The sequence below is a fragment of the Pseudosulfitobacter pseudonitzschiae genome (genome assembly GCF_900129395.1).
In the GTDB taxonomy this organism is placed as follows: domain Bacteria; phylum Pseudomonadota; class Alphaproteobacteria; order Rhodobacterales; family Rhodobacteraceae; genus Pseudosulfitobacter; species Pseudosulfitobacter pseudonitzschiae.
In genome coordinates, this window is the sequence record NZ_FQVP01000002.1 from 429,712 (window position 1) to 450,734 (window position 21,023).

Annotated in this window: 18 protein-coding genes and 1 riboswitch; of the genes, 12 read left to right on the forward strand and 6 right to left on the reverse strand. The window is 62.9% G+C overall.

Going from position 1 to position 21,023, the window contains the following annotated elements; genetic code table 11:
* Positions 1-9 precede the first annotated feature (9 nt).
* The 7 genes from BUC08_RS06400 to BUC08_RS06430 are packed head-to-tail and all read left to right on the forward strand — an operon-like array spanning position 10 to position 7,746.
* Entirely contained in the window at positions 10-1,251 is a 1,242-nt protein-coding gene (locus tag BUC08_RS06400; RefSeq protein WP_037925006.1) for an AAA family ATPase, read from the forward strand.
* Positions 1,244-2,788, forward strand: coding sequence for a CpaF family protein (locus BUC08_RS06405; protein WP_037925008.1), 1,545 nt, complete (start codon positions 1,244-1,246; stop codon positions 2,786-2,788). Before BUC08_RS06400 ends, BUC08_RS06405 begins: the two co-directional genes overlap by 8 nt.
* The gene (locus BUC08_RS06410) at positions 2,785-3,753 is read left to right on the forward strand and encodes a type II secretion system F family protein (RefSeq protein ID WP_037925010.1); all 969 of its coding nucleotides are present in this window, start codon (positions 2,785-2,787) and stop codon (positions 3,751-3,753) included. Before BUC08_RS06405 ends, BUC08_RS06410 begins: the two co-directional genes overlap by 4 nt.
* 1 nt (position 3,754) lies before the next feature.
* On the forward strand, positions 3,755-4,705 hold the full coding sequence (locus BUC08_RS06415) for a type II secretion system F family protein (protein WP_224769724.1): 951 nt from the start codon (positions 3,755-3,757) through the stop codon (positions 4,703-4,705).
* Positions 4,702-5,124 carry a TadE/TadG family type IV pilus assembly protein gene (locus BUC08_RS06420; RefSeq protein WP_051694205.1) on the forward strand — a complete coding sequence of 141 codons (423 nt, stop codon included), beginning with the start codon at positions 4,702-4,704 and terminating at the stop codon, positions 5,122-5,124. Before BUC08_RS06415 ends, BUC08_RS06420 begins: the two co-directional genes overlap by 4 nt.
* Positions 5,114-6,892 (forward strand): pilus assembly protein TadG-related protein, encoded by a 1,779-nt coding sequence (locus BUC08_RS06425; RefSeq protein WP_037925014.1) that lies wholly within the window; start codon positions 5,114-5,116, stop codon positions 6,890-6,892. Before BUC08_RS06420 ends, BUC08_RS06425 begins: the two co-directional genes overlap by 11 nt.
* A gap of 47 nt (positions 6,893-6,939) precedes the next feature.
* Positions 6,940-7,746 (forward strand): tetratricopeptide repeat protein, encoded by an 807-nt coding sequence (locus BUC08_RS06430; protein ID WP_051694247.1) that lies wholly within the window; start codon positions 6,940-6,942, stop codon positions 7,744-7,746.
* 152 nt (positions 7,747-7,898) lie between these two features.
* Here BUC08_RS06430 and BUC08_RS06435 read toward each other — a convergent pair whose 3' ends face one another.
* The 3 genes from BUC08_RS06435 to BUC08_RS06445 form a co-directional block, all read right to left on the reverse strand.
* Positions 7,899-8,972: an FAD-binding oxidoreductase gene (locus tag BUC08_RS06435; RefSeq protein ID WP_037925016.1), complete on the reverse strand. Its 1,074-nt coding sequence runs from the start codon at positions 8,970-8,972 to the stop codon at positions 7,899-7,901.
* A 4-nt stretch (positions 8,973-8,976) separates the two neighbouring features.
* On the reverse strand, positions 8,977-10,203 hold the full coding sequence (locus BUC08_RS06440) for an aromatic ring-hydroxylating oxygenase subunit alpha (protein WP_037925018.1): 1,227 nt from the start codon (positions 10,201-10,203) through the stop codon (positions 8,977-8,979).
* A 119-nt stretch (positions 10,204-10,322) separates the two neighbouring features.
* Positions 10,323-10,521: riboswitch (cobalamin riboswitch) on the reverse strand.
* A gap of 505 nt (positions 10,522-11,026) precedes the next feature.
* Positions 11,027-11,809 (reverse strand): DUF4394 domain-containing protein, encoded by a 783-nt coding sequence (locus BUC08_RS06445; protein WP_037925020.1) that lies wholly within the window; start codon positions 11,807-11,809, stop codon positions 11,027-11,029.
* 260 nt (positions 11,810-12,069) lie between these two features.
* On the opposite strand from BUC08_RS06445, the gene BUC08_RS06450 reads away from it, so the two are divergent.
* Positions 12,070-12,639, forward strand: a complete 570-nt coding sequence (locus tag BUC08_RS06450) for a sigma-70 family RNA polymerase sigma factor (protein WP_051694249.1) — start codon at positions 12,070-12,072, stop codon at positions 12,637-12,639.
* Positions 12,636-13,361 (forward strand): anti-sigma factor, encoded by a 726-nt coding sequence (locus tag BUC08_RS06455; protein ID WP_037925022.1) that lies wholly within the window; start codon positions 12,636-12,638, stop codon positions 13,359-13,361. Before BUC08_RS06450 ends, BUC08_RS06455 begins: the two co-directional genes overlap by 4 nt.
* Before the next feature lie 37 nt (positions 13,362-13,398).
* Here BUC08_RS06455 and BUC08_RS06460 read toward each other — a convergent pair whose 3' ends face one another.
* The 3 genes from BUC08_RS06460 to BUC08_RS06470 are packed head-to-tail and all read right to left on the reverse strand — an operon-like array spanning position 13,399 to position 16,418.
* The gene (locus tag BUC08_RS06460) at positions 13,399-14,160 is read right to left on the reverse strand and encodes an ABC transporter ATP-binding protein (protein WP_037925025.1); all 762 of its coding nucleotides are present in this window, start codon (positions 14,158-14,160) and stop codon (positions 13,399-13,401) included.
* Entirely contained in the window at positions 14,154-15,221 is a 1,068-nt protein-coding gene (locus tag BUC08_RS06465; protein ID WP_037925594.1) for a FecCD family ABC transporter permease, read from the reverse strand. The genes BUC08_RS06460 and BUC08_RS06465 overlap by 7 nt, the downstream gene beginning before the upstream one ends.
* Before the next feature lie 60 nt (positions 15,222-15,281).
* Complete coding sequence (locus BUC08_RS06470) at positions 15,282-16,418, reverse strand: ABC transporter substrate-binding protein (RefSeq protein WP_037925027.1); 1,137 nt, start codon at positions 16,416-16,418, stop codon at positions 15,282-15,284.
* Between the two features lie 153 nt (positions 16,419-16,571).
* On the opposite strand from BUC08_RS06470, the gene BUC08_RS06475 reads away from it, so the two are divergent.
* The 3 genes from BUC08_RS06475 to BUC08_RS06485 all read left to right on the forward strand — a co-directional run bounded on the left by BUC08_RS06475 (position 16,572) and on the right by BUC08_RS06485 (position 20,997).
* Complete coding sequence (locus tag BUC08_RS06475; RefSeq protein WP_037925030.1) at positions 16,572-17,324, forward strand: class I SAM-dependent methyltransferase; 753 nt, start codon at positions 16,572-16,574, stop codon at positions 17,322-17,324.
* 152 nt (positions 17,325-17,476) lie between these two features.
* Positions 17,477-19,666, forward strand: a complete 2,190-nt coding sequence (locus BUC08_RS06480; RefSeq protein ID WP_037925032.1) for an NADP-dependent isocitrate dehydrogenase — start codon at positions 17,477-17,479, stop codon at positions 19,664-19,666.
* A 560-nt stretch (positions 19,667-20,226) separates the two neighbouring features.
* Positions 20,227-20,997, forward strand: coding sequence for a hypothetical protein (locus BUC08_RS06485; RefSeq protein WP_037925034.1), 771 nt, complete (start codon positions 20,227-20,229; stop codon positions 20,995-20,997).
* The last annotated feature ends 26 nt before the right edge of the window (positions 20,998-21,023 follow it).

Below are 21,023 nucleotides of genomic sequence, written 5' to 3' on the forward strand. Positions count from 1 at the left end.
GAGAGTGATGTGAACCGCCCCCTGACCACAGTTCTCACCCGCAACAGCGCCACCAGGGTCGAGGCTTTTATCAGTTCCACAGAAGCCAAGGCGGCCCTGGACCTGATCCAGCGCCAGGTCGGGCGCGACTGTTTCGTCAACTGCCATTCCGGCACGCTGGCCACAGCGGCGCGGCTGGTGGGGATGACGGGCTTTGGCGATATCCTGGTGGCGGAACTGGGGTCCGAGGACAAGGCGGCCAATCTTGCGGGGATCACCGAGTTGACCGCCGAAGGGGTCCGGCTGATCCTGTTGGGGCGTCAGAACGACGTTGAAACCTACAGAAGTTACATCGGGGCAGGGGCACGCGATTATCTGGTCTTGCCGGTCGAGGCGGAGACGCAGGTGGCCCTCGGGCTGGGACAAACCCAAGCGGCGCGCACGCCGACGGTGGCCAGTTCGCGGGTCATCGGTGTGTGCGGGGTCACGGGCGGGGTGGGGGCCAGTGTTCTGGCCACCAATCTTGCGGTCAGCTATCTGGACCGCGCCGCTGCGGGCACATTGGCACGCGACAATCACGGCAACGTCGCGTTGATCGACGCAGACCTGAGTTTTGGCTCCCTGGCGGTTGATCTCGACATCGACACCACGCCGGGCCTGCTCGAGGCGCTGCTGGCACCCGAGCGCGTGGACCACACGTTTCTGAACGCAACGATGGCCCTGCCGCTGATGGGGCTGTCGGTCTATTCCGCCGAAGCCAGCGAAGCGGGGCGCGTCCCGACCTATGAGGCGGGCCTGCCTGCCTTGCTGCAAAAGATCAGGGCAGACTATCCCACCGTGATCATCGACCTGCCCCGCACGGTTCTGGCGCAAAATCCGGGGCTGGCTGACGGTCTGGACGAACTGGTTCTGGTGCTGGGTCCGGGCTTTGGGTCGATCCGCAGCGGCAGCAGGTTGATGCACCGGGTCGGGGACAGCCCCGGCGCTCCGCGTTTGTCCTGCGTGATGTCCCAGACGCGGCGCGATGCGGGCCTGCGCAAATCCGAGATTTCCACCGCACTTGGCAGGGAGATCGACCTGGTCCTGCCGGATTGCGCCGCCGATCTGGCGCGCGCTTCGGTCAAGGGCAAGCCCCTGCAAAGGCTCTCGGCCCGGGGCAGCTATGCCCGTGCAGTTGCAAAGCTGCTGACGCGGCTGGAAACACCCGCGTCCCAGCCCACCGAAACCAAGCGCGGCTTCTGGCGCAGGAAAAAGGTGAGCCCGGATGTCTGAAGGCGTGGTCCTCCCCCTGATCAGCCCAAGCCGTCTTCGCACGAGCATCGAAGAGCGGCTGTCCCAGCTTGCACTGGGCGGCGGACCCGTGGGGCTTCATGAAATCAGCAGCGCAATCGACTGGTACGAAACCCAGACCGGCCAAACCGTACCGCGCGAGATGCAGCGCGAACTCTTGAAGCATTTCGCACCCGCCACACAGGCCGAGGGGCTGGCGCCACCCCTCACGAACGAACGTATCGCCAAGACCAGCTATATGCCGGGATTTGCCAAACGTCTGAACGCGCTCAGCCGCCTGATCCTGCCCGAGGCCCTGACATTGCTGGACCTTCAGGCCCTGTCCGCGCTGCCCCAGGAGGCACAGCGCGACACCATCCGCGACGCGGTTCTCAGCATCTGCGCCCGGCAAAAGCTGGAACTGAACGGCGCGGAAAGCGCCGATCTGGTGGGCTATGTGGTCGACGACATGATGGGCTTCGGCCCGCTGGAACGTCTGCTGGCGGATGATGATGTTTCGGACATCCTCGTGAACGGGCCGCAAAAGGTCTACGTCGAACGCGGCGGCAAGCTCGAGCTGACGGACGTGTCGTTCCGCGACGACCAGCATGTGATGAACATCGCCAGCCGTATCGTGTCCGCTGCCGGGCGGCGTGTGGACGAAAGCACGCCCCTTGTCGATACGCGCCTGGCGGATGGCAGCCGGATCAACGTGACCATTCCGCCGCTGGCGGTGGACGGGCCGACCATCACGATCCGCAAGTTCCCCAAAGAGGACCTGACGCTCGCCGATCTGGCCAGCCGCAACACCCTGTCGCCGCAGATGGCCGAGCTGCTGAGGATCGCCGCCTACCTGCGGCTGAACATCCTGTTCTCGGGCGGCACAGGTGCCGGCAAGACGACGATGCTGAACGCCGTGTCGCGCGAAATTCCGGCGAACGAGCGGATCGTGACCATCGAGGACGCCGCCGAACTGCGCTTGCAACAGCCCCACGTCGTGCGGCTGGAAACCCGGCCGCCCACGCTGGAAGGCACGGGCGAGATCACCATGCGGCACCTGTTTCGCAACGCCCTGCGGATGCGGCCCGACCGGATCATCATCGGCGAGGTGCGCAGCGACGAGGCGCTGGACATGCTGCAAGCGATGAACACCGGCCACGACGGGTCGATGAGCACGCTGCACGCCAACACCCCGCGCGAGGCGCTGACGCGGATGGAGAACCTGATCGCGATGTCGGGCGTGCAGCTGTCGACCGATTTTGTCCGCGACCAGCTGAAAGAGGCGCTGCACCTGGTTGTCCAGATTTCGCGGATGCACGACGGGGTGCGGCGGGTGACCTCGATTGCAGAAGTCGTGGGCATGGAGGGCAACACCATCAGCATGCAAGAGCTGTTCGTGTTCAAACGCGCCAACGGGCGGGTCGGCGAAGACATCGTCGGAGAATTCCAAAGCACCCGCACCATGCCGCATTTCATCGACCGCGCCAAAGAACACGGGCTGGACGAGGCCATCCGCGACATTCTGGTGGGCAACGGATGAGCCCCGTCACCCTATATTTCGTGCTGACCTTCCTGATCTGCACCAGTCTGGGGTTCACCGGCATTCTCCTGCTCGACCGGTCCCGCCGCATCCGGCGCGCGCGGCTGGTGCGGTTCAGCACCGACCACCCCGGCAGGCCCTCTGCGCGGGTGATGCGCCGGATCGAGGCTGTGCAAGCCGCCGACAAGGCCGGACTGCGCCGCACGCGGGGCGGGGTCATGGGCCTGCTCGAGATGCGGTTGCAAGAAGCCGGGGTCGAAATCACGCCCGCCGCTGCCATCGGTGTGATGGTGCTGATCGCGGCGGGGGTGGCCTTGGGCGTCTGGCGCATCGGGCTGCTGCCCCCGCCGCTGGCTGTGGTCGTAGGGGGCGGTTCCGGCTGGTTCGTCTTTAACGTCTTTCTCGACATCCTGAGCGCGCGGCGCGTGCGCCGGTTCAACGAAGCCTTGCCCGACTGCCTGGACATTCTGGCACGCGGCCTGCGCGCGGGCCAGCCGATCCCTGCCGCCCTGAGCGTTGTGGCCCAGCACGCCACCGGAATCGCACAGGACGAATTCAGACGTTGCTGCGAAGAGCTGAAGCTGGGTGTGCCGTTGATCCGCGCGCTGACCGGCATGGCAGAGCGGATCGGCTCGCCCGAGGCGCATTTCGTCACTGTCGCCACCAGCTTGCAGGCCGAAACGGGCGGCAACCTGGTCGAGACACTGGAAAACCTCGCCGAACTGCTGCGGGAGCGTAAAAAGCTGCGCAAGAAGGCCGCCGCACTGACCGCCGAGATCCGCGTCAGCGCGGTGATCCTGTCCAGCCTGCCTTTCGTGGTGGCTGTCACGCTGTATTTCATGAACCCCGGCTATCTGAACCCGCTGATCACGGACCCACGCGGACAGATCATGGCGATGGCGGCCCTCGCCAGCCTGGGTATGGGCATTTTCAGCATGTACAGGTTGTCGCGCATCGATGTTTGATATGCCCCCCCTCCTTCTGCAGATCGCCCTTGCCGTACCGGTGCTGACCGCGCTTCAGCTGCTTGTGCTGAATCTCATCGACCGCAATGCCCGTGCGGCACGGATCGGGCGGACGCTGGGGCGCTTGCCCGTGCGCAGCGCCGCCGCCCGCCAGAGCCTGACCGAGAGGATCACCCGGAAATTCCGCCGCATCGCGCAGATGACGCTGGAACGTGTCTCGGTCATGCGCGGAGGCGAGGCCGAAGCCTCTGCCGCGCTGCTGCGCGCGGCAGGGTTTCGCAGCCGCGATGCGGTGTTGATCCATGCATTTCTCAAGCTGGTCCTGCCGGTCGTCGGCCTGCTTCTGACGATCTTGTGGTTCGTCATCGCACGCGATGATGCGACACGCCTGTGGGTGATCATGATCTGGTCCTGTGGCGTGGCCCTCGGCTTTTCCATGGCGCCTGACCTCATCCTGACCCATCTGCGCAACCGGCGCTTCAAACAGGTGCGGCGCAGTTTTCCCGACATGCTGGAACTGTTGGTGATCGCCAGCGAATCCGGGCTCAGCGCCAATCCCTCGCTCAGCCGTGTCGCCACCGAAATCCGGGCCTTCTGTCCGCCGCTGGCCAGCGAACTGCAGCAACTGGTGATCGAGCTGAGCATCCTGCCCAGCCGGGAAACCGCATGGCGCAATTTCAGTGAACGCCTGCCGATGAGCGAAATCACCATCTTTTCCAACGCGCTGATGCAGGCCGAACGCTATGGCACCCCCTTTGCCGGCGCCATGCGCACCCTGATGCGCGACGAACGCGCGGGCCGGTTGCTGAAGATCGAGGAACAGGCCGGCCGCGCGCCCGCCCTGATGACCGTACCGCTGATCCTGTTCATCATGCCCCCGCTGTTCATCGTTCTGGTCGGCCCGGCGGTCCTGAGCATCCTCGACAATATCATGGATGGAGGCTTTGGATGAAACGCCCGATCCGCACATTCATCACGGACGAAACCGGTGCCACGGCGGTCGAATTCGTGCTGGTCCTGCCGATATTGCTGTCGATGGTCTTCGGCATCATCTGTTTCGGCCAGTACTTTGCCATCGCCAACAGCCTGCAACAACTGGCCGCCGAGGCCGCGCGGTCATCCGCCATGGGCATCAGCACGGCCGAACGCCAGACGCTGGCCGCCTCTTTCATCACCAATGCAGGCGCGCGGTTTACCTTTCTGGGGCCCGACAAGGTGGTCCCCACCATCACCATGCTGTCCGAGACAGAGCCGCACGGCATCCAGGTGTCGCTGTCCTACGACCTGCAAGGATCTGCCGTGGAGCTGGCGGGCGGCTTCATCGGGTTCGAGGTCTCGACCCTGACGCGGAGCAGCTACCTTGCGTATTAAGCATCAGTTACAAGACTTCTGGGCCGACGAGCGGGGTGCCGTCATCATCATCTTTGCGCTGGTGCTGACCGTCATGCTGGGCTTTGTCGCCCTGGGCGTCGATCTTGGCGCGCTCTATTTCCGGCAGAAAACACTGCAAACCCATGCGGACCTTGCCGCGATCAGCGCGGTGAACAACCTCAGCACTCAACCCGCCGACCATGCCCTTGTGACGGTTCTGGGCAACGGGCTGGACGCGGGCGCGATGACCAGCGTGACCTTCGGCCACTACCAACGCGACCTCTCGGTCCCGATCGATGACCGGCTGACCGACCGCGCACTGACCGCGCCGGACGTGAACGCCGCAACCGTCCAGTTGCAGGAAGCCGCCCCGCTGTATTTCGCCCGCACCTTCCTGCAACAGGACACAACGCAACTGAACGCCACGGCGACGGCGGCACGGTTCGATCTGGCGTCCTTCAGCCTGGGGTCGCGCCTGCTGTCCCTGGACGCCGGTCTGCTGAATGCCCTGCTGTCCGAGGCCACTGGCAGCACAATCGCCCTCTCGGTGCTGGATTATGAGGCGCTGGCAGATGCGGATGTTGATCTTTTGACGTTTTCGGACGCGCTGGCCACCCGCGCCGACCTGACCGCGCTGACCTACGAAGAGCTGTTGTCCAGCGACATCGAACTGCTCGACATCGCAGGCGCGCTTCTGGACACCGGCGTCGTTCAGGGATCAACCGCGGTTCTGGACGCGATCCTGGCCTCGCTCACCGTGGCGACGGTCGATGCCGAACGGCTGATCGCGATTGCCGGTGATGACGTGGGCGTTCAACTGGATGACGTGCTGCCCACGGTTACGGTTTCGGCACTGGATGTGTTGATGTCAGCGGTCGATGTGGTCACCGCCAACCACTTTATCGAAACACAGCTTGATCTGGGCATTCCGAATCTGACCGCCACCAAACTGCAACTGATCGTCGGCGAGCGCCCCGCCTGGATCACCTTTGCCGAAAAAGGCGCCACCGCCCACACGGCGCAGGCACGGCTCAAGCTGGACCTGACAATGGACACCGGCATTCTGGCAGGAGTGGCGACCGGGTTGAACATCCTGGCCGTTGAACTGCCCCTGTACCTGGAGATCGCAGGCGCGACGGCAACCCTGACAGGACTGGACTGCGGGGCAGGCGACACCGAACCGCTGGTCACCTTTGACACCGGCACCGACCCGCTGACGGGGGTCACCGGAACCCATGTGGCCGAGCTGTTCCTGGGCAATTTTCCCGCCCCCACGTTCGAAGACAACACCACCCCGCTGGATCAGAGCGCCCTGACAGATGCCAAGCTGCTGGGGCTGAACGTCGTCGTCACGAACCTCCTGGGCCTTCCGATCAACCTTGGCACGGACGTCATGGTGAAATCCCACGCCTCAGTTGGCGTGTCCGAAACGTCGCAAACCACCTTTATCCGCAGCGAGGAAGGCACGACCAAGAATTTCGGCTCCGGCGGGCTGCTGAATTCGACCGTCAGCACGCTCGTCGCCAATGCGACTGTACGTCTCGCGCCCAAACAGGGCGTGGTGAACCTGCTTTTGGGCACTGTCGTCGCCGTGCTGAACAATGTGCTCTCTATCGTCACAAACCTGCTGGCGCCCATCCTGACTGCGCTTTTGACCCCGGTTGATACCCTGCTGGACGGCGTTCTGGACATGCTCGGCATCGGCATCGGCGAGGCGGACCTGACCCTTCACAAGGCCCACTGCGGGCGGATCGTGCTGGTTCGATGACCGCGCTGTTTTCATACCCTTCCACACACTCTGAACGGAGCCTGAATTTGACCTCTCTGCTTTCCCACATCCGTCGCGCCTGCTTGCTGGTTGCCGTTGTCAGCCTCTCTGCCTGCTCGGTGCCGACCGCCCAGGAAGGCAATCCGAACAACCGCCCCGAAGCGGTCTCAAGCACGCTGCGGCTGGCGCAGGCCACGGCGGAATCCGGTGATCATGTGAATGCCGCCCGCCTTTATGAGAAAGTGCTCGCAAGCGACCCCGAGTCCGTCGAGGCGCTGAAGGGGGCAGGCGACAGCTACTCACGGATGGGACAGCACGGGCGGGCGGAAACCGTGCTGTTGCGCGCCCATGAACTGGCGCCCGGAAATGACGACGTCCTGAACATTCTGGGCCGCGTGAACCTTTCGCAGAAACGCCCCGACGAGGCGCTGAAATATTACGACAAGGCGCTGCGCCTCAACCGCAAGAACATCTCGGCCATCACCGGCAAGGGCGTCGCCCTCGACACCATGTCCCAGCACCTGAAGGCACAAAAGGTCTATGAGGATGGCCTGTCGATCTATCCCGCCAACTTCATCCTGCGCAGCAACTACGCGCTGTCGCTGGCGTTGACCGGCAACTCGGCCAAGGGGATCAGCATCCTTCAGGAACTGGTGCGTGACCCGAATGCCGCCCCCCATGTCCGGGACAACCTGGCGCTGGTCTACGGCCTCGCCGGTCTGGAAAACGAGGCACGGGCGACGCTCACGCTGGATATGAATGCACAGGAAATAGAGGAAAACATCGCGATCTATGCCGCATTGCGCCGGATGATGCAGGACGGAAATCCAATCGGGTCGCTGGTGTTCGCCTGATGTCGAACGTCCCAGCGCCTGCCAGACACTGAAAAGAGCGGCGCGCGCAGGATTTGCCCGGAAAACAAGGCCCGCCGCACGCGGGCCTTGTCACGTCATGTCATGTCAGGGGGGCTTTCATGACCTTCTCAGCCCGTGGCCCTGCATGTCCCTTAAACCTCGACGACAACCTTGCCGATCGGGTTGGAACAACAGGCAAGGATATAGCCGTCGGCGATATCATCCTCTGATATCCCGCCATTGTGGACCATGTGAACCTCGCCCTCGGTCTTGCGGATCTTGCAGGTGCCGCAGATCCCGAAGGTACAGCCCGACGGAATGTTCAGCCCGCTGGCCTTGGCCGCCGCCAGAACGGTGTCGGTCTGCGCAACCTTGGCCGTGACGCCCGAGGTGGCAAAGGTGATCTCGGCGCTGGTATCCTCGTCGGGCACGATGTCGTCCAGCGCGGGGGCTTCGGCCTCGTTCGGGGTCGGGGCCTGGAAATCCTCCTGATGGTAGCGGTCCATGTCATAGCCCAGACCCTGAAGCGCCTCGCGCACGGCCTGCATGAACGGGGCAGGGCCACAGCAGAACACTTCGCGTTCCAGGTAATCGGGTGCCATCAGACCCAGCATCAGCTGGTTGATCTGGCCGCGGTATCCCGTCCAGGGCGCATAGCGGTCGGCGGATTCCACGATCCAGTGCAGGTCGATGCCCGGCACACGGCTGGCCATGTGCTCCAGCCGCTGGCGAAAGATGATCTCGGAGGGGCGGCGCGCGCAATTGACAAAGACAATGTCAGGCTCGGTGCCCAGGTCGAACATCCATGTCGTCATCGACATCATCGGCGTGATGCCCGATCCGGCCGAAATGAACAGGTATTTGTCCGCCGGGAAATCCGTATGGGTGAACCAGCCCGCAGGCCCCGTCGCTTTCAACTGGGTGCCGGGCACAAGGTGGTCCAGCATCCAGCGGGTGCCGATGCTGTCGGCCTGCGCCTTGACCGTGACCGAAATAGACCGTGGCCGCGAGGGCGACGATGAAATCGTATAGGTGCGGTGCACGGTGCCTCCCGGCACCGGCAGTTCCAGCGTCAGGAACTGGCCGGGCCGAAAGTCGAACAGCGCACCCGAGGGCGCGCGAAAGGTGAACGTGGCGGTGTTGGCCAGTTCGGGAATGACCGACACGCATTCCAGCGGCTCGTCGCTTTGCCAGAATACACCGGCCGGGTTGATGATATCCTTCATCGCCTTACTCCGCTGCCATCCGTGTCGTGGCCAGCCGCCGCGACATCGTGTTGCAATACCAGTCGACAAAACCCATCACGCCGGTTTCATGGATCGGCGAATAGGGGCCGGGCTGGTAGACCGGCGAATTGATGCCGCGCTGGTTGTCCTCGACCACCTGCCGGTCCTCGTCATTGGTGGCGATCCAGACCTCGGTCAGGCGCTGGATGTCGTAATCCACCCCTTCCACCGCATCTTTGTGCACCAGCCATTTGGTCGTGACCCGCGTCGTCGTTGCCGTCAGCGGCGTGACGCTGAAGACAATCGAATGATCCGGCAGAAAGTGGTTCCACGTGGTGGGATAGTGGTACTTCAACAACGTGCCGGCCGTGTCATCCTTGACCCGTCCCAGGAACGGCGTCACCGCCGGTTTCAGATCCATGGTAAAGCTCTTGGCCCCCGGCAAAAGCGGCATCCGCGCAAGGCGATACTGCATGTCCTCGGCCATGCGGAACTGCGACGGATAGCCCTGCGCCTCCAGCCGTTCGAAATGCGCCTGCAGATGCGCCGGTGTCTCGCCTTCCTCGATGCCGGTGACGGTGGGATCATCGGTATAGGACCGGCACAGACCGGGGTGGTTGCCACCGCAATGATAGCACTCGCGGTTGTTCTCCCAGACCAGCTTCCAGTTGCCGTCCTCGATGATGCTGGTCTCATGCGCGACCTTGGCATCGCGCAGGTCGTGCACGGCAAGATAGGGCTGGGCAAGGCTGGCAAAAGCCTCGAAATCGGGCGCTTCATCGGCAAGGCAGATATAGATCAACCCTTCGAGATCGCGGCAATGGACCGGCTTCAGTCCGTGCTGCGACGGGTCGAAATCAGGCCCCATATCGCGCGCCCACAACAGCTTTCCGTCCAGGTCATAGGTCCACTGGTGATAGGGACAGACCAGCTTGGGCGAGACGCCCTTTGCCTTGTTGCAGATCACCGACCCGCGATGCCGGCACGAGTTGTGAAAGGCGCGGATCACGCCATCGGCACCGCGCACGATCACCACGCCGTAGCTGCCGACCTGATGCGTGACATAGCTGCCGGGCTTGGTCAGTTCGCAGGCCGGAATGGCAAACAGCCAGTCGCGGTAGAAAAGCGTTTCCATATCCACGCGAAAGATTTCGGGATCGGTGTAAAAGGGCCGTTCCAGCGCATAGCCGGTGCGGCGCCGTGCCAGCAAATCGCTGATCTGGTAACTCATTTCGTGGTCTCCTGCCGCGCCCCGCGGACTGATAGAGGCAGGTCACGGCACAAGACGCTGTTGGCCCGCAATGCAAGGAGGTGCCGCGTGCCGTTCCAGCGTCATGACCGCCACCCGCGGTTAAACATCTTTGCCAAGGCTGGTTTCCGGACTTGATCGCGGCCCGTCCGGGCCCCAGCGCAACGCCTTCCCGGGCTCCTCCTGCCCAGTGGCCGCTGTTGCGCCCCTCACGATCTTACCGTTGCGGGGGCAGTGCCGGATTTTCGCCGGCTTCCCAATTCTCGGACCGAAGCCCGCACCTTGCACCGTGTTGATATGCGGGGCGCATGTTTCGTGAAGGGATGTTTGCGACCAAAACAAATGCGGAAAAGACGGGCGGCGGATTTTATCGAGAGCACAGCTCGCTTCCTGCCCCATCACGCCCCGCGTCTCACCCAGATTCGGACGGCACGCCTGTGCATCAGCCGGGCAGGGGGGATGGCAAATCCACCAGGCCCCGGCCCGGCGGACAACCGGTCCGTGGAAACGGTCACGAATGCCCTGACGGTTTCACCGGAAGAAGGTGCAGGCAGCGGTGGAAATATCACAGAGAGCCAAAAATCTATAATTGTTTTAAGGGGATAACGGCGTGAAGAACGCTCACGCATTGACCTGACTGGCGATGGGACAAGCCCCGTCAACCGTCCTTGCACAGAACAGCCACGACGGGCGTTTCTGGGAATCACCGCTGCTCGACCCCGCGCCTGTGAAACCACGAACGCCGCCGATCTGCCGATGCCCGGTGCGGCAAAGGCCGCCGCACCGGGCCGGTTTTCAGGTCCGCTTACATCGCGGGCAGGATCGTGATGTCGCGAATGTCGCCATCGACACCTTCGATCATGCCGACACCGGTGGCCGCACCGGTTTCCAGGTCGACCGAATACAGCATGTTGCCATTCACCAGCCAGGCCATGTTTTCCATCGCCTCGTTGGTCTGCACGTCAAAGGCATAGGTGTCTGCCGGATCGTCGATGCCCAGCTTGCCAATCGCGCCCAGCGTGCCGTCGTTGGGCGAGACCTGCTGGATCACGGCGACGATGGTCGCGTCGATGTCATACATCTTGGTCGCTTCGGGCTTGCCATAGCTGTTGATATAGGCAGCAGCCACGATGGCGGTTTCCTCACCGACGTGCATGTCGCCTTCCTGCCAGTTCAGGCTGCCATCCACGGTCACGGCACCGGTGTCGACATCAACGCGGTGGTTGGTGGTGCCGGTCATGAACCGCAGCTTGTCCGCCGCAGGGTTGAAATCCACGATCACGGGCGTGTCCCCCAACGGCAGCGCGGTGTCCATCTTGGACATTTCCGTGGCCTCGCCGCTGGCGGGGTCGATGCTGACGATGCGCATGTCGGGTGTCACGCCAATCAGCGTGCCATTCGAGGGACGCAGGTCGATGCCAAGCAGGCTGTCGACACCGGACACATCCATCGTGCCCGAAACGGCAAGCGTTTCGGTGTCGAACATGACCAGCGTCTTGTCCCCGACAAGCCCGACAGCAGGGGCTGCGACGGCGGCAGAGAGGGAAAGACCAAGGGCGGTGGTTGCAGAGACAGCGGTACGAAGCATGAGAAATTTCCTTTGTTTCAGTTTGCAGCGGTACGGCGCCATTCGCCGCCCATAGCCCGAAGACACCGCACAGGCGCGAATGGATGCAGGACGCGCGGAAAAAAATTGCATCCGTTTGCCGCCGCGCCGTGTCTTTGCTTTTGAAAGGCATCAAAATGCGACATCAGGGGTTTGTAAAAGACGCGAACAGCGCGGTCCATGCGATGAACATGCGCGACCGTGGTTCAGCGCGGTTATGCCGGCTTGGGGAGTTGCGACATATGAAAGACCGGCAAACCGCACATGACCGCTCGGCGCGGCTGCGGCAGGCTCTGGACCAGTGCGCCGACGGCGATGACAGCGGCATTGCCGCGATCCTCGACATCGAAGGGCGACAGCTCTTGGGCGTGGCCTTTCGCATGTTGCAACGCCACGACCTCGCTGAAGAGGCGCTTCAGGATGCGATGGTGCAGGTCTGGCGCAAGGCGGGCACGCAACGGGCGGACAGCGGATCGGTACGCGGCTGGATCTATGCGATCCTGCGCAACCGCTGCCTGAACATCCTGCGCGACGGCAAACGGCTCAGCACGCTGGCCCCTGCCGATCTCGCGCTTGTGCAGGAGGCCCGCCAGCAGATCGTCCCCACCGAAGGCTGGGAAATCCTCGCCGGATCGTCAAAGCTGCGCACCTGCCTTGACGGGCTGGACGCGCCGGGCCGTCAGGCTATCCTGCTGGCCTATGTGGCAGGCTTCAGCCACGGCGAGATCGCGGCACGCCAGAACATGCCGCTGGGGACGGCCAAATCCCTGATCCGCAGAGGGCTGAGTGCCTTGAAGGAGTGTCTGTCATGACCGGTCTTTCCGACGATATCCGCGACCTTGCTTCGGATTATGTCCTGGGGCTTATGCCCGAGGGCGAGATGCGCCTGTTCGAAGAGCTGATCCAGCGCGACCCGGAACTTGCGCGTCACGTGGGTGACCTGCGCGACAGCTTGCTGCCGCTGGACCTGTCCGCCACCCCGCGCGACCTGTCCGAGGGTTTCGCCGAAAGCACCCGCGCGCTGGTGCAGGCGGACGCGGCGGACGGACCGGCCGCACCGGGGCCAGCAAATCCCGCGCCACAGCACGCCGCGAATATCACGCGCCCGCCGTCGCGGCGCATGACCGGTCTGGCGGCGGCCGCTCTGGTCGGGATTGCCATCGGTTTTGGCGCAGGCGGGCTGCGACCGCAACCCGAACCACAGGTCATTGCCGTGCTGCTGGACGATCAGGGCGTTCCACAGGCCGTGGTCGAGGATTACGGCAACGACACCGCAACGGTGCGTTTCGTGGCCCAGATCGACGTGCCGGCCGACCGGTCCCTGCAGGTCTGGACCTTGCCCACGCCCGAGATCGGGGCGACCTCGCTGGGGGTGCTGGACCGCACCGCGCCGACGCGGCTGACCTTTGACGATCTGCCCGGGCCGATGGCGCAACAGCTCTACGAGGTCACGCTGGAACCCGCCGGAGGCTCGCCCACAGGCCGGCCCACCGGACCGATCATCGGCAAGGGGTACGCCGCACCCCAGGTGTAACTGCCCCGACCTCTGCGGGCAGGGCGCGGACCGGACCCTATGCGGTCCCCGCCATCACCGGCCCGTCCACGATCATCACCGGACACCCGCGCGAACAGCGTTCAACCCGGCTGTCGATGCCGTAAAGCCTGCGGATCAGGTCAGGGGTCAACACTTCCAGCGTGGGACCAAAGGCCAGCGTGTGCCCGTCCCCCAGCGCCATGGTCTGGGTACAACAGCGCATCACCTGGTTCAGGTCATGCAGCGCCAGAATCATCACGGCCCCGGTCTCCTCGGCATAGACCCGCAGCGATTCCAACACCTCGTATTGCCGGTTAAGGTCCAGCGCCGAGGTCGGCTCGTCCATCAGCACCACCTTGGGACGGCTCACCAGCGTCTGCGCAATCGAAACCGCCTGCCGCTGCCCGCCGGACAGTTCCGACAACTGGCTGTCCGCCAGATGTGTGATGTTGAACCGGCGCACGGTGTCGTCCACGGCGCGCAGCTCTTCGGCGCTCAACCGCCAGCCCCCAGCGCCCTGTTTCAGCGCCAGGATGATCGATTCGTATACGGTCAGCGCCGCATTCATACCGGTGTCCTGCGGCATATACCGCAGATCGTCCGCACAGGCCCCGTCGATCCGAACCGCACCGGTGCCCCGCAGATGCCCCGCGATGCGGCGGAACAGGGTGGATTTGCCGGCGGCATTCGCCCCCACCAAAGCCGTCAGCGTACCGCCTTGCAGCTGCGCCGATGCATCCGTCAGAACCTGCCGCCGCCCATAGCGCGCGCCGATGTGCTCCAGTGTCAGGCTTACCATGACTTGCGTCCTTTCGTCAGGATCAGGGCGGCAAAGAACGGCACACCGACCAGCGCCGTGATGATCCCGATGGGCAGCACCGCCCCCGGCAGGATCGCCTTGGACAGAACCGACGTGGCCGACAGGATCACCGCCCCCGACAGCATCGCACCGGGCAGGAAAAACCGCTGGTCCTCGCCCAGCAACAGCCGCGCCACGTGCGGGCCGACAATGCCGATGAACCCGATGGTCCCGACAAAGCTGACCGGCACCGCCGCCAGAACCGACACCAGCACCAGCGCCTCAAGCCGCAGGCGTTTCACCGGCACACCCATGGCAGCCGCGCGCACTTCGCCCAGCCGGATCGCCGTCAACGCCCAGGCACGGCGGGCAAACAGCGGCGTGCAGATGCACAGGATGATCGCGGTGATCGCAACCTTGCCCCATGTCGCCTTGGTCAGGCTGCCCATGGTCCAGAACACCACCGCCGACAGCGCCTGTTCCGAGGCGAAATATTGCAGCAGCGCCAGCGCCGCGTTGAACGAAAACACCAGCGCGATGCCCAGCAGGATGATGGTTTCCGTGGTCACGCCGCGCAGGGTCGACAGGCCAAAGATCAGCATCGACGCGGCCATCGCCATGGCAAAGGCGTTGACCGGCACCATCAGCGCCACCGCGCCGGGAAACAGCGCCACGCCCAGCACCATCGCCAGCGCCGCGCCAAAACTGGCCGCCGCCGACAGGCCCAGCGTGAACGGGCTGGCCAGCGGGTTCGCCAGAATGGTCTGCATCTGCGCCCCCGCCAGCGACAGGCTGGCCCCCACGGTCACCGCAAGCAGCGCCATCGGCATACGGATGTCCCAGACGACGACACGCATCTGCACATCGGCGGTTCCGGGCGCGAAAATCGTCTGCAACACGTCCCACACCGCATAGCGCGCAGGCCCCAGCGACACGTCCACCGCCACCGACAGCACCAGCGCCAGCGTCAGCCCGCCCAGGATCGCGATACGGCGGGTCACCAATCCGCGATAGCTTCGGGCGCTCGCGGTCTCGGATGCATGTAGCTCGGCGGTTGTCATGATCTCTCCAATGGCAAAAGGCGGCCCATCGCGGGCCGCCGTGTTCAGGTGCAAACGACCTCAGTTGGTCGCGGTATCGTCCAGCGAGACCCAGTAACCGGGGCTGTAGTCCACCGGCAGGAAACGTGCGTGCAATTCTTTCAGCGTCGCTTCGGGATCAAGATCGGGGAACAGCTCGGGGTGCAGCCACGTGGCCAGCCGCTGCACGGCGACAAAGCTGTAGGGCGAGTTGTAGAACTGGTGCCAGATACCGTGTACCTGACCGTTGTTCACGGCCTTCACGCCGGTATAGGCAGGGCGTTCCATCAGGCCGGCCAGCTTGCGCTTGGCCTCATCCATGTCCGATCCCGGCCCCATGCCGATCCACGCACCACCGGGCACATAAGCGTCCCAGTTGCCGCCCGTCACCACGATCTGGTCAGGGTCCGACGCGATGACCTGCTCGGCGTTCACGGTGCCAAAGGTGCCGGGGATGAACTCGGACCCCATGTTGGTGCCTCCCGCCAGTTCGACAAAGCGGCCAAAGTTGCCGTTGCCAAAGGACATGCAGCAATCCTCGGTATACCCGCCTGCTCGCTCGACAAAGACCAGCGGGCGCTGCAAATCCGTTTGCGCGTCGATCACATCCGTCACGCGGGCGATCTGCTCTTCGTAAAAGGCCTCGAACTCCGCGGCCTTGTCTTCCTTGCCGAACAGCTCCCCGATGATCTCCATCGACCGCGCCGTATGCTCGAACGGCTTTTCACGAAAATCGACATAGACGATCGGGATGCCGACCTTGGCCAGCTTTTCCTCGTAACCGGCCTCGTCGGTCGCGGCCTTGGATTCAAGGTTCATGATCAGCACATCTGGGTTCAGCGACACCGCCTGTTCAATGTCGAACGACCCGTCCTTGAACCCGCCAAAGGTCGGGATGTCCTTCATGTCCGGGAATTTCTCGGCATAGATGTCATAGGTTTCCGGTGACGCTTCCTGAAAGTCGTCACGCCAGCCGACCACCCGCTGAAAGGGGTTCTCGGTGTCCAGAACGGCGGTAAAGAACACCTGCCGTCCTTCGCCCAGGATCACACGCTCAACCGGTGCGTCGACGGTGACTTCGCGACCGGCGATGTCGGTCACGGTGACGGGATCGGCTTGCACAAGGCTGGCGGCGAGTAGGCTCAGCGCGGCGGCGCCAAAGAAGGGACGAAGGGTCATGCGGTGCTCCTGACAAGATGTCTCTGGGCCCCGCCTATTATTTCCGAGTTTTTCAGTCAATTAAAAAGTTGACAGTTTCGCTCTACTACATGAAACCGCCCAAGACGACAACGGCCCGCACGACAACGGCCTGCACCCATACGGAAAGACACCATGACCCAGAGCAACCGGGACTTGCGCGACGACATCCGCGACTTCTGGTCCGACCGCGCCGCCACCTTCGATGACGATCCGGGGCACCGCATCCACGACGGGGCTGACCTGGCGGCATGGCAACGGCTGTTCCGCCGCCATCTGGGCGACCCCGAGGGGCGCGCACTTCTCGATCTTGCATCGGGCACGGGCGAGATTGCGCGGCTCTGTCAGTCTCTGGGTTTTGCGGTGACCGGGCTGGACTGGTCCGAGCCGATGCTGGACCGCGCCCGCGCCAAACTGCCCGGTGTCACCTTTGTCCAGGCCGACGCCGAACGCACGACGCTGCCCTCGGCCAGCATGGACGTGATCGTCACGCGCCATCTGGTCTGGACGCTGGTCGACCCGGTCGCGGCCTTTGCCGAATGGTTCCGCGTGCTGCGGCCCGGCGGGACATTGCTGGTCGTGGACGGCGATTTCGTATCGCGCAGCCTCCTGGGCCGCATCGTTCAGTTCATGTCGCCACCCGCGCCGCAGACCAAGATCGCCGCACGTCACAAGGACATCCTGTCCCGCGTGCATTTCAGCGCAGGCGCGCGCGCCGATCATGTGGCCGCGCTCTTGCACACAGCCGGATTCGACCGGATCGACATCGACACGGACCTGGCACCGATCCACCGCGCACAGCGCGCCCAACTGGGCTGGCGGAAATCCCTGCTGCGCCGGTCCGAGCACCGCTATGCCATCAGCGCGACCAAACCGCTGGAAAACTAGGCGCGCCGGGCAGTCGTCCGGGCGGCGATGATGCGTCCCATGCCCACGATCCGCCACGACCCGCCAGAATGCTCTGTATGCAAAGGTATACTGTCGACCTCGGCAAACGGGCCGGCTATGAGAGGGGCAAATCCAATCTCAAGGAGATTCCCATGTCCGATATCATCTATACCAAAGTCGACGAAGCCCCCGAACTGGCGTCGGCGTCCTTCCTGCCCATCATCCAGAAATTCGCCGCCGCCGCCGGTGTGTCCGTGGGCACCAAGGACATCAGCCTTGCGGGCCGCATCCTGGCAACCTTCCCCGAGCACCTGAAAGAAGACCAGCGCCAGTCCGACGATCTGGCCGAGCTGGGCCAACTGGTCAAAACCGCCGACGCCAACGTGATCAAGCTGCCGAACATCTCGGCCTCGGTGCCGCAGCTTGTCGCCGCGATCAAGGAATTGCAGGCGCAGGGCTTTGCGCTGCCCGACTACCCTGAATCCCCCGCCACCGACGCCGAAAAAGAAGTGCGCGCCAAATACGACACCATCAAAGGTTCTGCCGTGAACCCCGTCCTGCGCGAAGGCAACTCGGACCGCCGCGCCGCCAAAGCGGTGAAAAGCTTTGCCCAGTCCAACCCGCACCGCATGGGCGACTGGACAGCCGACAGCAAAACCAAGGTTTCGGCCATGTCGGGCGGCGACTTCTTCTCCAACGAACGCTCGGCCACGCTGGACAAGGACACCACAGCCAAGATCGTGCTGGTCACCGACGCAGGCGAAACCGTGCTGAAGGACGGCCTGTCCTATCCCGCAGGCACCGTTGTCGATGCGACCTTCATGAGCGCCGACGCCCTGCAAAGCTTCCTTGAAGAGCAGATCGAACAGACCAAAGCCGACGGCACCCTGTTCTCGCTGCACATGAAAGCCACGATGATGAAGGTCTCGGACCCGATCATCTTCGGCCACGCGGTCAAGGCGTTCCTGGCGCCCGTGTTCGAAAAGCACGGCGATGCCATGCGCGATCTGGGCGTGAACCCCAACTCGGGCCTGGGCGACCTGCTGGCACGGGTCAAGGACAACGCCGCGATCATGGCCGACATCGATGCCACCATGGCCGCGCGTCCGCCGATGTACATGGTGAACTCCGACAAGGGCATCACCAACCTGCATGTGTCGTCCGACGTGATCATCGACGCCTCGATGCCCGCGCTGATCCGCGCCGGCGGCAAGGGCTGGGGGCCGGACGGCAAGGAACACGACACCAACTGCGTGATCCCCGACAACTCCTACGCGCCGGTCTATGACGAGACGATCAAGTTCTTCAAAGAAAACGGCAAACTGAACCCCGCCACCGCAGGCACCGTGCAAAACGTCGGCCTGATGGCGCAAAAGGCCGAAGAATACGGCAGCCACCCCACCACCTTTGAAATCGCCGAAGCGGGCACCGTCAAGATGATCCTCGACGACGGCACCGTGCTGCACCAGCACAAGGTCGAAGCAGGCGACATCTGGCGCTCGGCCTCGGCCCGCAAGGCGCCGATCGAAGACTGGGTAAACCTGGCCATCGACCGCCAGAAGGCCGAAGGATGCAGCGCCATCTTCTGGCTGGACGCCGCCCGCGCCCACGACGCGGAACTGATCGCCTATGTCAAACCGATCTTGGAGGCCAAAGGCGTGGCCGACAAGTTCGAGATCATGGCCCCCCGCGAAGCCACCCGCCGCTCGCTCGAGATCATCACCGAGGGCAAGAACACCATCGCCATCACCGGCAACGTGCTGCGCGACTACCTGACCGACCTGTTCCCGATCCTCGAACTGGCGACTTCCGCGAAAATGCTGTCCATCGTCAAACTGATGAACGGCGGCGGCCTGTTCGAGACCGGCGCGGGCGGCTCGGCCCCCAAGCACGTCCAGCAGCTGCAAGAGGAAAACCACCTGCGTTGGGACAGCCTTGGCGAATTCTGCGCGCTGGGTGAAAGCCTGACGTTCCTGGCCGACAGCAAGGGCAACGAAAAAGCCCGCGTTCTGGGGCAGGCGGTCGATGCGGCAACCCAGGGCATCCTGGACCACGACCGCTCTCCCTCGCGCAAAGTCGGCGAGCCGGACAACCGCGCCAGCCACTACTGGTTCGCCCGTTACTGGGCCGAGGCACTGGCGCAGCAGAACAGCGACGCCGATCTGGCCGCGCATTTTGCACCCATTGCCAAGGCGCTGGCCGAAGGCGAAGAGGCGATCCTGTCCGAACTGGCAGAGGTGCAGGGCGCGCCGGCCGATCTGGGTGGTTACTACCACGCCGATCCGGCCAAAACCGCCGACGTCATGCGCCCGTCCAAAACGCTGAACGCCATCATTGGCTAAGCTGTTCATGACAGCCCGATCCAACGGCCCCCGCATCACGCGGGGGCCGTTTTTCGTTTCAGGCAATGGTGTGTGATGGACCACCAAGCCGCGCATCGACGGGCCGAGGTGCGGCGATCCAACCGCAGTGCTTGCCACTTAATGGCAGCCAAACACATCCCACCGACCTGTCACGCTCAACAGCAACCAAATCGCCGTGCCGTGGGGCGGCCCGTCATGTCGAAGACATGCCTAAGGCATGATGCGCGGCGGCCTGCGGCCTTGTTCCGCGCGGGTGACATGCGGAGATGACCAATAGCTGCCCTTCGCGGCGGTCTGCCAGGATGTCTGGTTGGCGGACTTAGCACTATTTCGCCGCAATCTCGCCAGTATCGACATCATTGAAGCCGTTCTGAAGATGTTCATTTTTGGAGCAGGTGAAAAACCACTCCGATTGACGCAGCCAGAAACTCCGTTCAAATGCCAGTGCGTTTTGTAAGTTTCTGCATCTTTCTACCTTAGATCAGTCCATGGTAGAATATGTGAATACTTACAGCCCATAATAACTAGTAGGAAATATGATGTTTGACGGAATCTTTGCCTGGTTATCGGGGGTCGACGGGAAGCTGTCGGTGTTCGTAATCCCCCTTAATCAACCCCAAACAGGCTTGGATTGGTCAACCATCGTCTCTGGTGTTGTGGGAGGTCTTGCTACTCTCATCGCTGCATTCTGTGTTTTTTTGTTAGGCAATCGGAGAGAGCGAAAAACGAGAGAGTTCGAAGAAATGAAGGCAGGGGCAGCGAATGCTATGTCTGGTTATTTCAAACTCGCCAAATGGTGCAATCTCATTGCAAACATCAACCTTCATATCGACAAAAGCTATCAGGCCGCAACGGAGCACGGCCTATCTTCAAATGAAGCATTTGCCTTTGTCGGTCCGTCTGCAGGCACGTTCGCCGAACCTGAACGGCTCCACGCAAGTGAGTTCAGCTTTCTACTCACCAAAGAGAACTTTAAGATTGTTGAAGATGTGGGTTTGGTTGAAGATCGTGCAATCAACTTGCATCACCTTTTCCAACAATATTCGGAACTGCATTTAGAGTTTCAGACGTGGCTTGATACTATCCTAGGGTTTAGCCGCAAACTTGATGGACCCATCGCATCAGACCAGCTTCCCATTGAGTACAAGGATAGGTTTGAATACAGGGCCGCACAGCTCAATCAAATCATTGGTGGGATAGTAGGTGGCTTGGAGGAAGATATGGCATTCTCGATCGACACAACCCAAAAGTTTATTATGGCCGCGCATGAACGCTACAAACCACACTTCCCCAAATTAGACTTTGGATGATATTGATTCTTATTTTCTAATGAGGG

What these genes read in the sequence shown, in the direction of transcription:
- BUC08_RS06410 (WP_037925010.1), top strand. Translation starts at nt 2,785, where the DNA reads ATGAGCCCCGTCACCCTATATTTCGTGCTGACCTTCCTGATCTGCACC.
- BUC08_RS06450 (WP_051694249.1), top strand. Translation starts at nt 12,070, where the DNA reads ATGAAAGACCGGCAAACCGCACATGACCGCTCGGCGCGGCTGCGGCAG.
- BUC08_RS06470 (WP_037925027.1), bottom strand. Translation starts at nt 16,418, where the DNA reads ATGACCCTTCGTCCCTTCTTTGGCGCCGCCGCGCTGAGCCTACTCGCC.
- BUC08_RS06440 (WP_037925018.1), bottom strand. Translation starts at nt 10,203, where the DNA reads ATGAGTTACCAGATCAGCGATTTGCTGGCACGGCGCCGCACCGGCTAT.
- BUC08_RS06475 (WP_037925030.1), top strand. Translation starts at nt 16,572, where the DNA reads ATGACCCAGAGCAACCGGGACTTGCGCGACGACATCCGCGACTTCTGG.
- BUC08_RS06455 (WP_037925022.1), top strand. Translation starts at nt 12,636, where the DNA reads ATGACCGGTCTTTCCGACGATATCCGCGACCTTGCTTCGGATTATGTC.
- BUC08_RS06420 (WP_051694205.1), top strand. Translation starts at nt 4,702, where the DNA reads ATGAAACGCCCGATCCGCACATTCATCACGGACGAAACCGGTGCCACG.
- BUC08_RS06435 (WP_037925016.1), bottom strand. Translation starts at nt 8,972, where the DNA reads ATGAAGGATATCATCAACCCGGCCGGTGTATTCTGGCAAAGCGACGAG.
- BUC08_RS06485 (WP_037925034.1), top strand. Translation starts at nt 20,227, where the DNA reads ATGTTTGACGGAATCTTTGCCTGGTTATCGGGGGTCGACGGGAAGCTG.
- BUC08_RS06480 (WP_037925032.1), top strand. Translation starts at nt 17,477, where the DNA reads ATGTCCGATATCATCTATACCAAAGTCGACGAAGCCCCCGAACTGGCG.
- BUC08_RS06415 (WP_224769724.1), top strand. Translation starts at nt 3,755, where the DNA reads ATGCCCCCCCTCCTTCTGCAGATCGCCCTTGCCGTACCGGTGCTGACC.
- BUC08_RS06465 (WP_037925594.1), bottom strand. Translation starts at nt 15,221, where the DNA reads ATGACAACCGCCGAGCTACATGCATCCGAGACCGCGAGCGCCCGAAGC.
- BUC08_RS06445 (WP_037925020.1), bottom strand. Translation starts at nt 11,809, where the DNA reads ATGCTTCGTACCGCTGTCTCTGCAACCACCGCCCTTGGTCTTTCCCTC.
- BUC08_RS06405 (WP_037925008.1), top strand. Translation starts at nt 1,244, where the DNA reads ATGTCTGAAGGCGTGGTCCTCCCCCTGATCAGCCCAAGCCGTCTTCGC.
- BUC08_RS06460 (WP_037925025.1), bottom strand. Translation starts at nt 14,160, where the DNA reads ATGGTAAGCCTGACACTGGAGCACATCGGCGCGCGCTATGGGCGGCGG.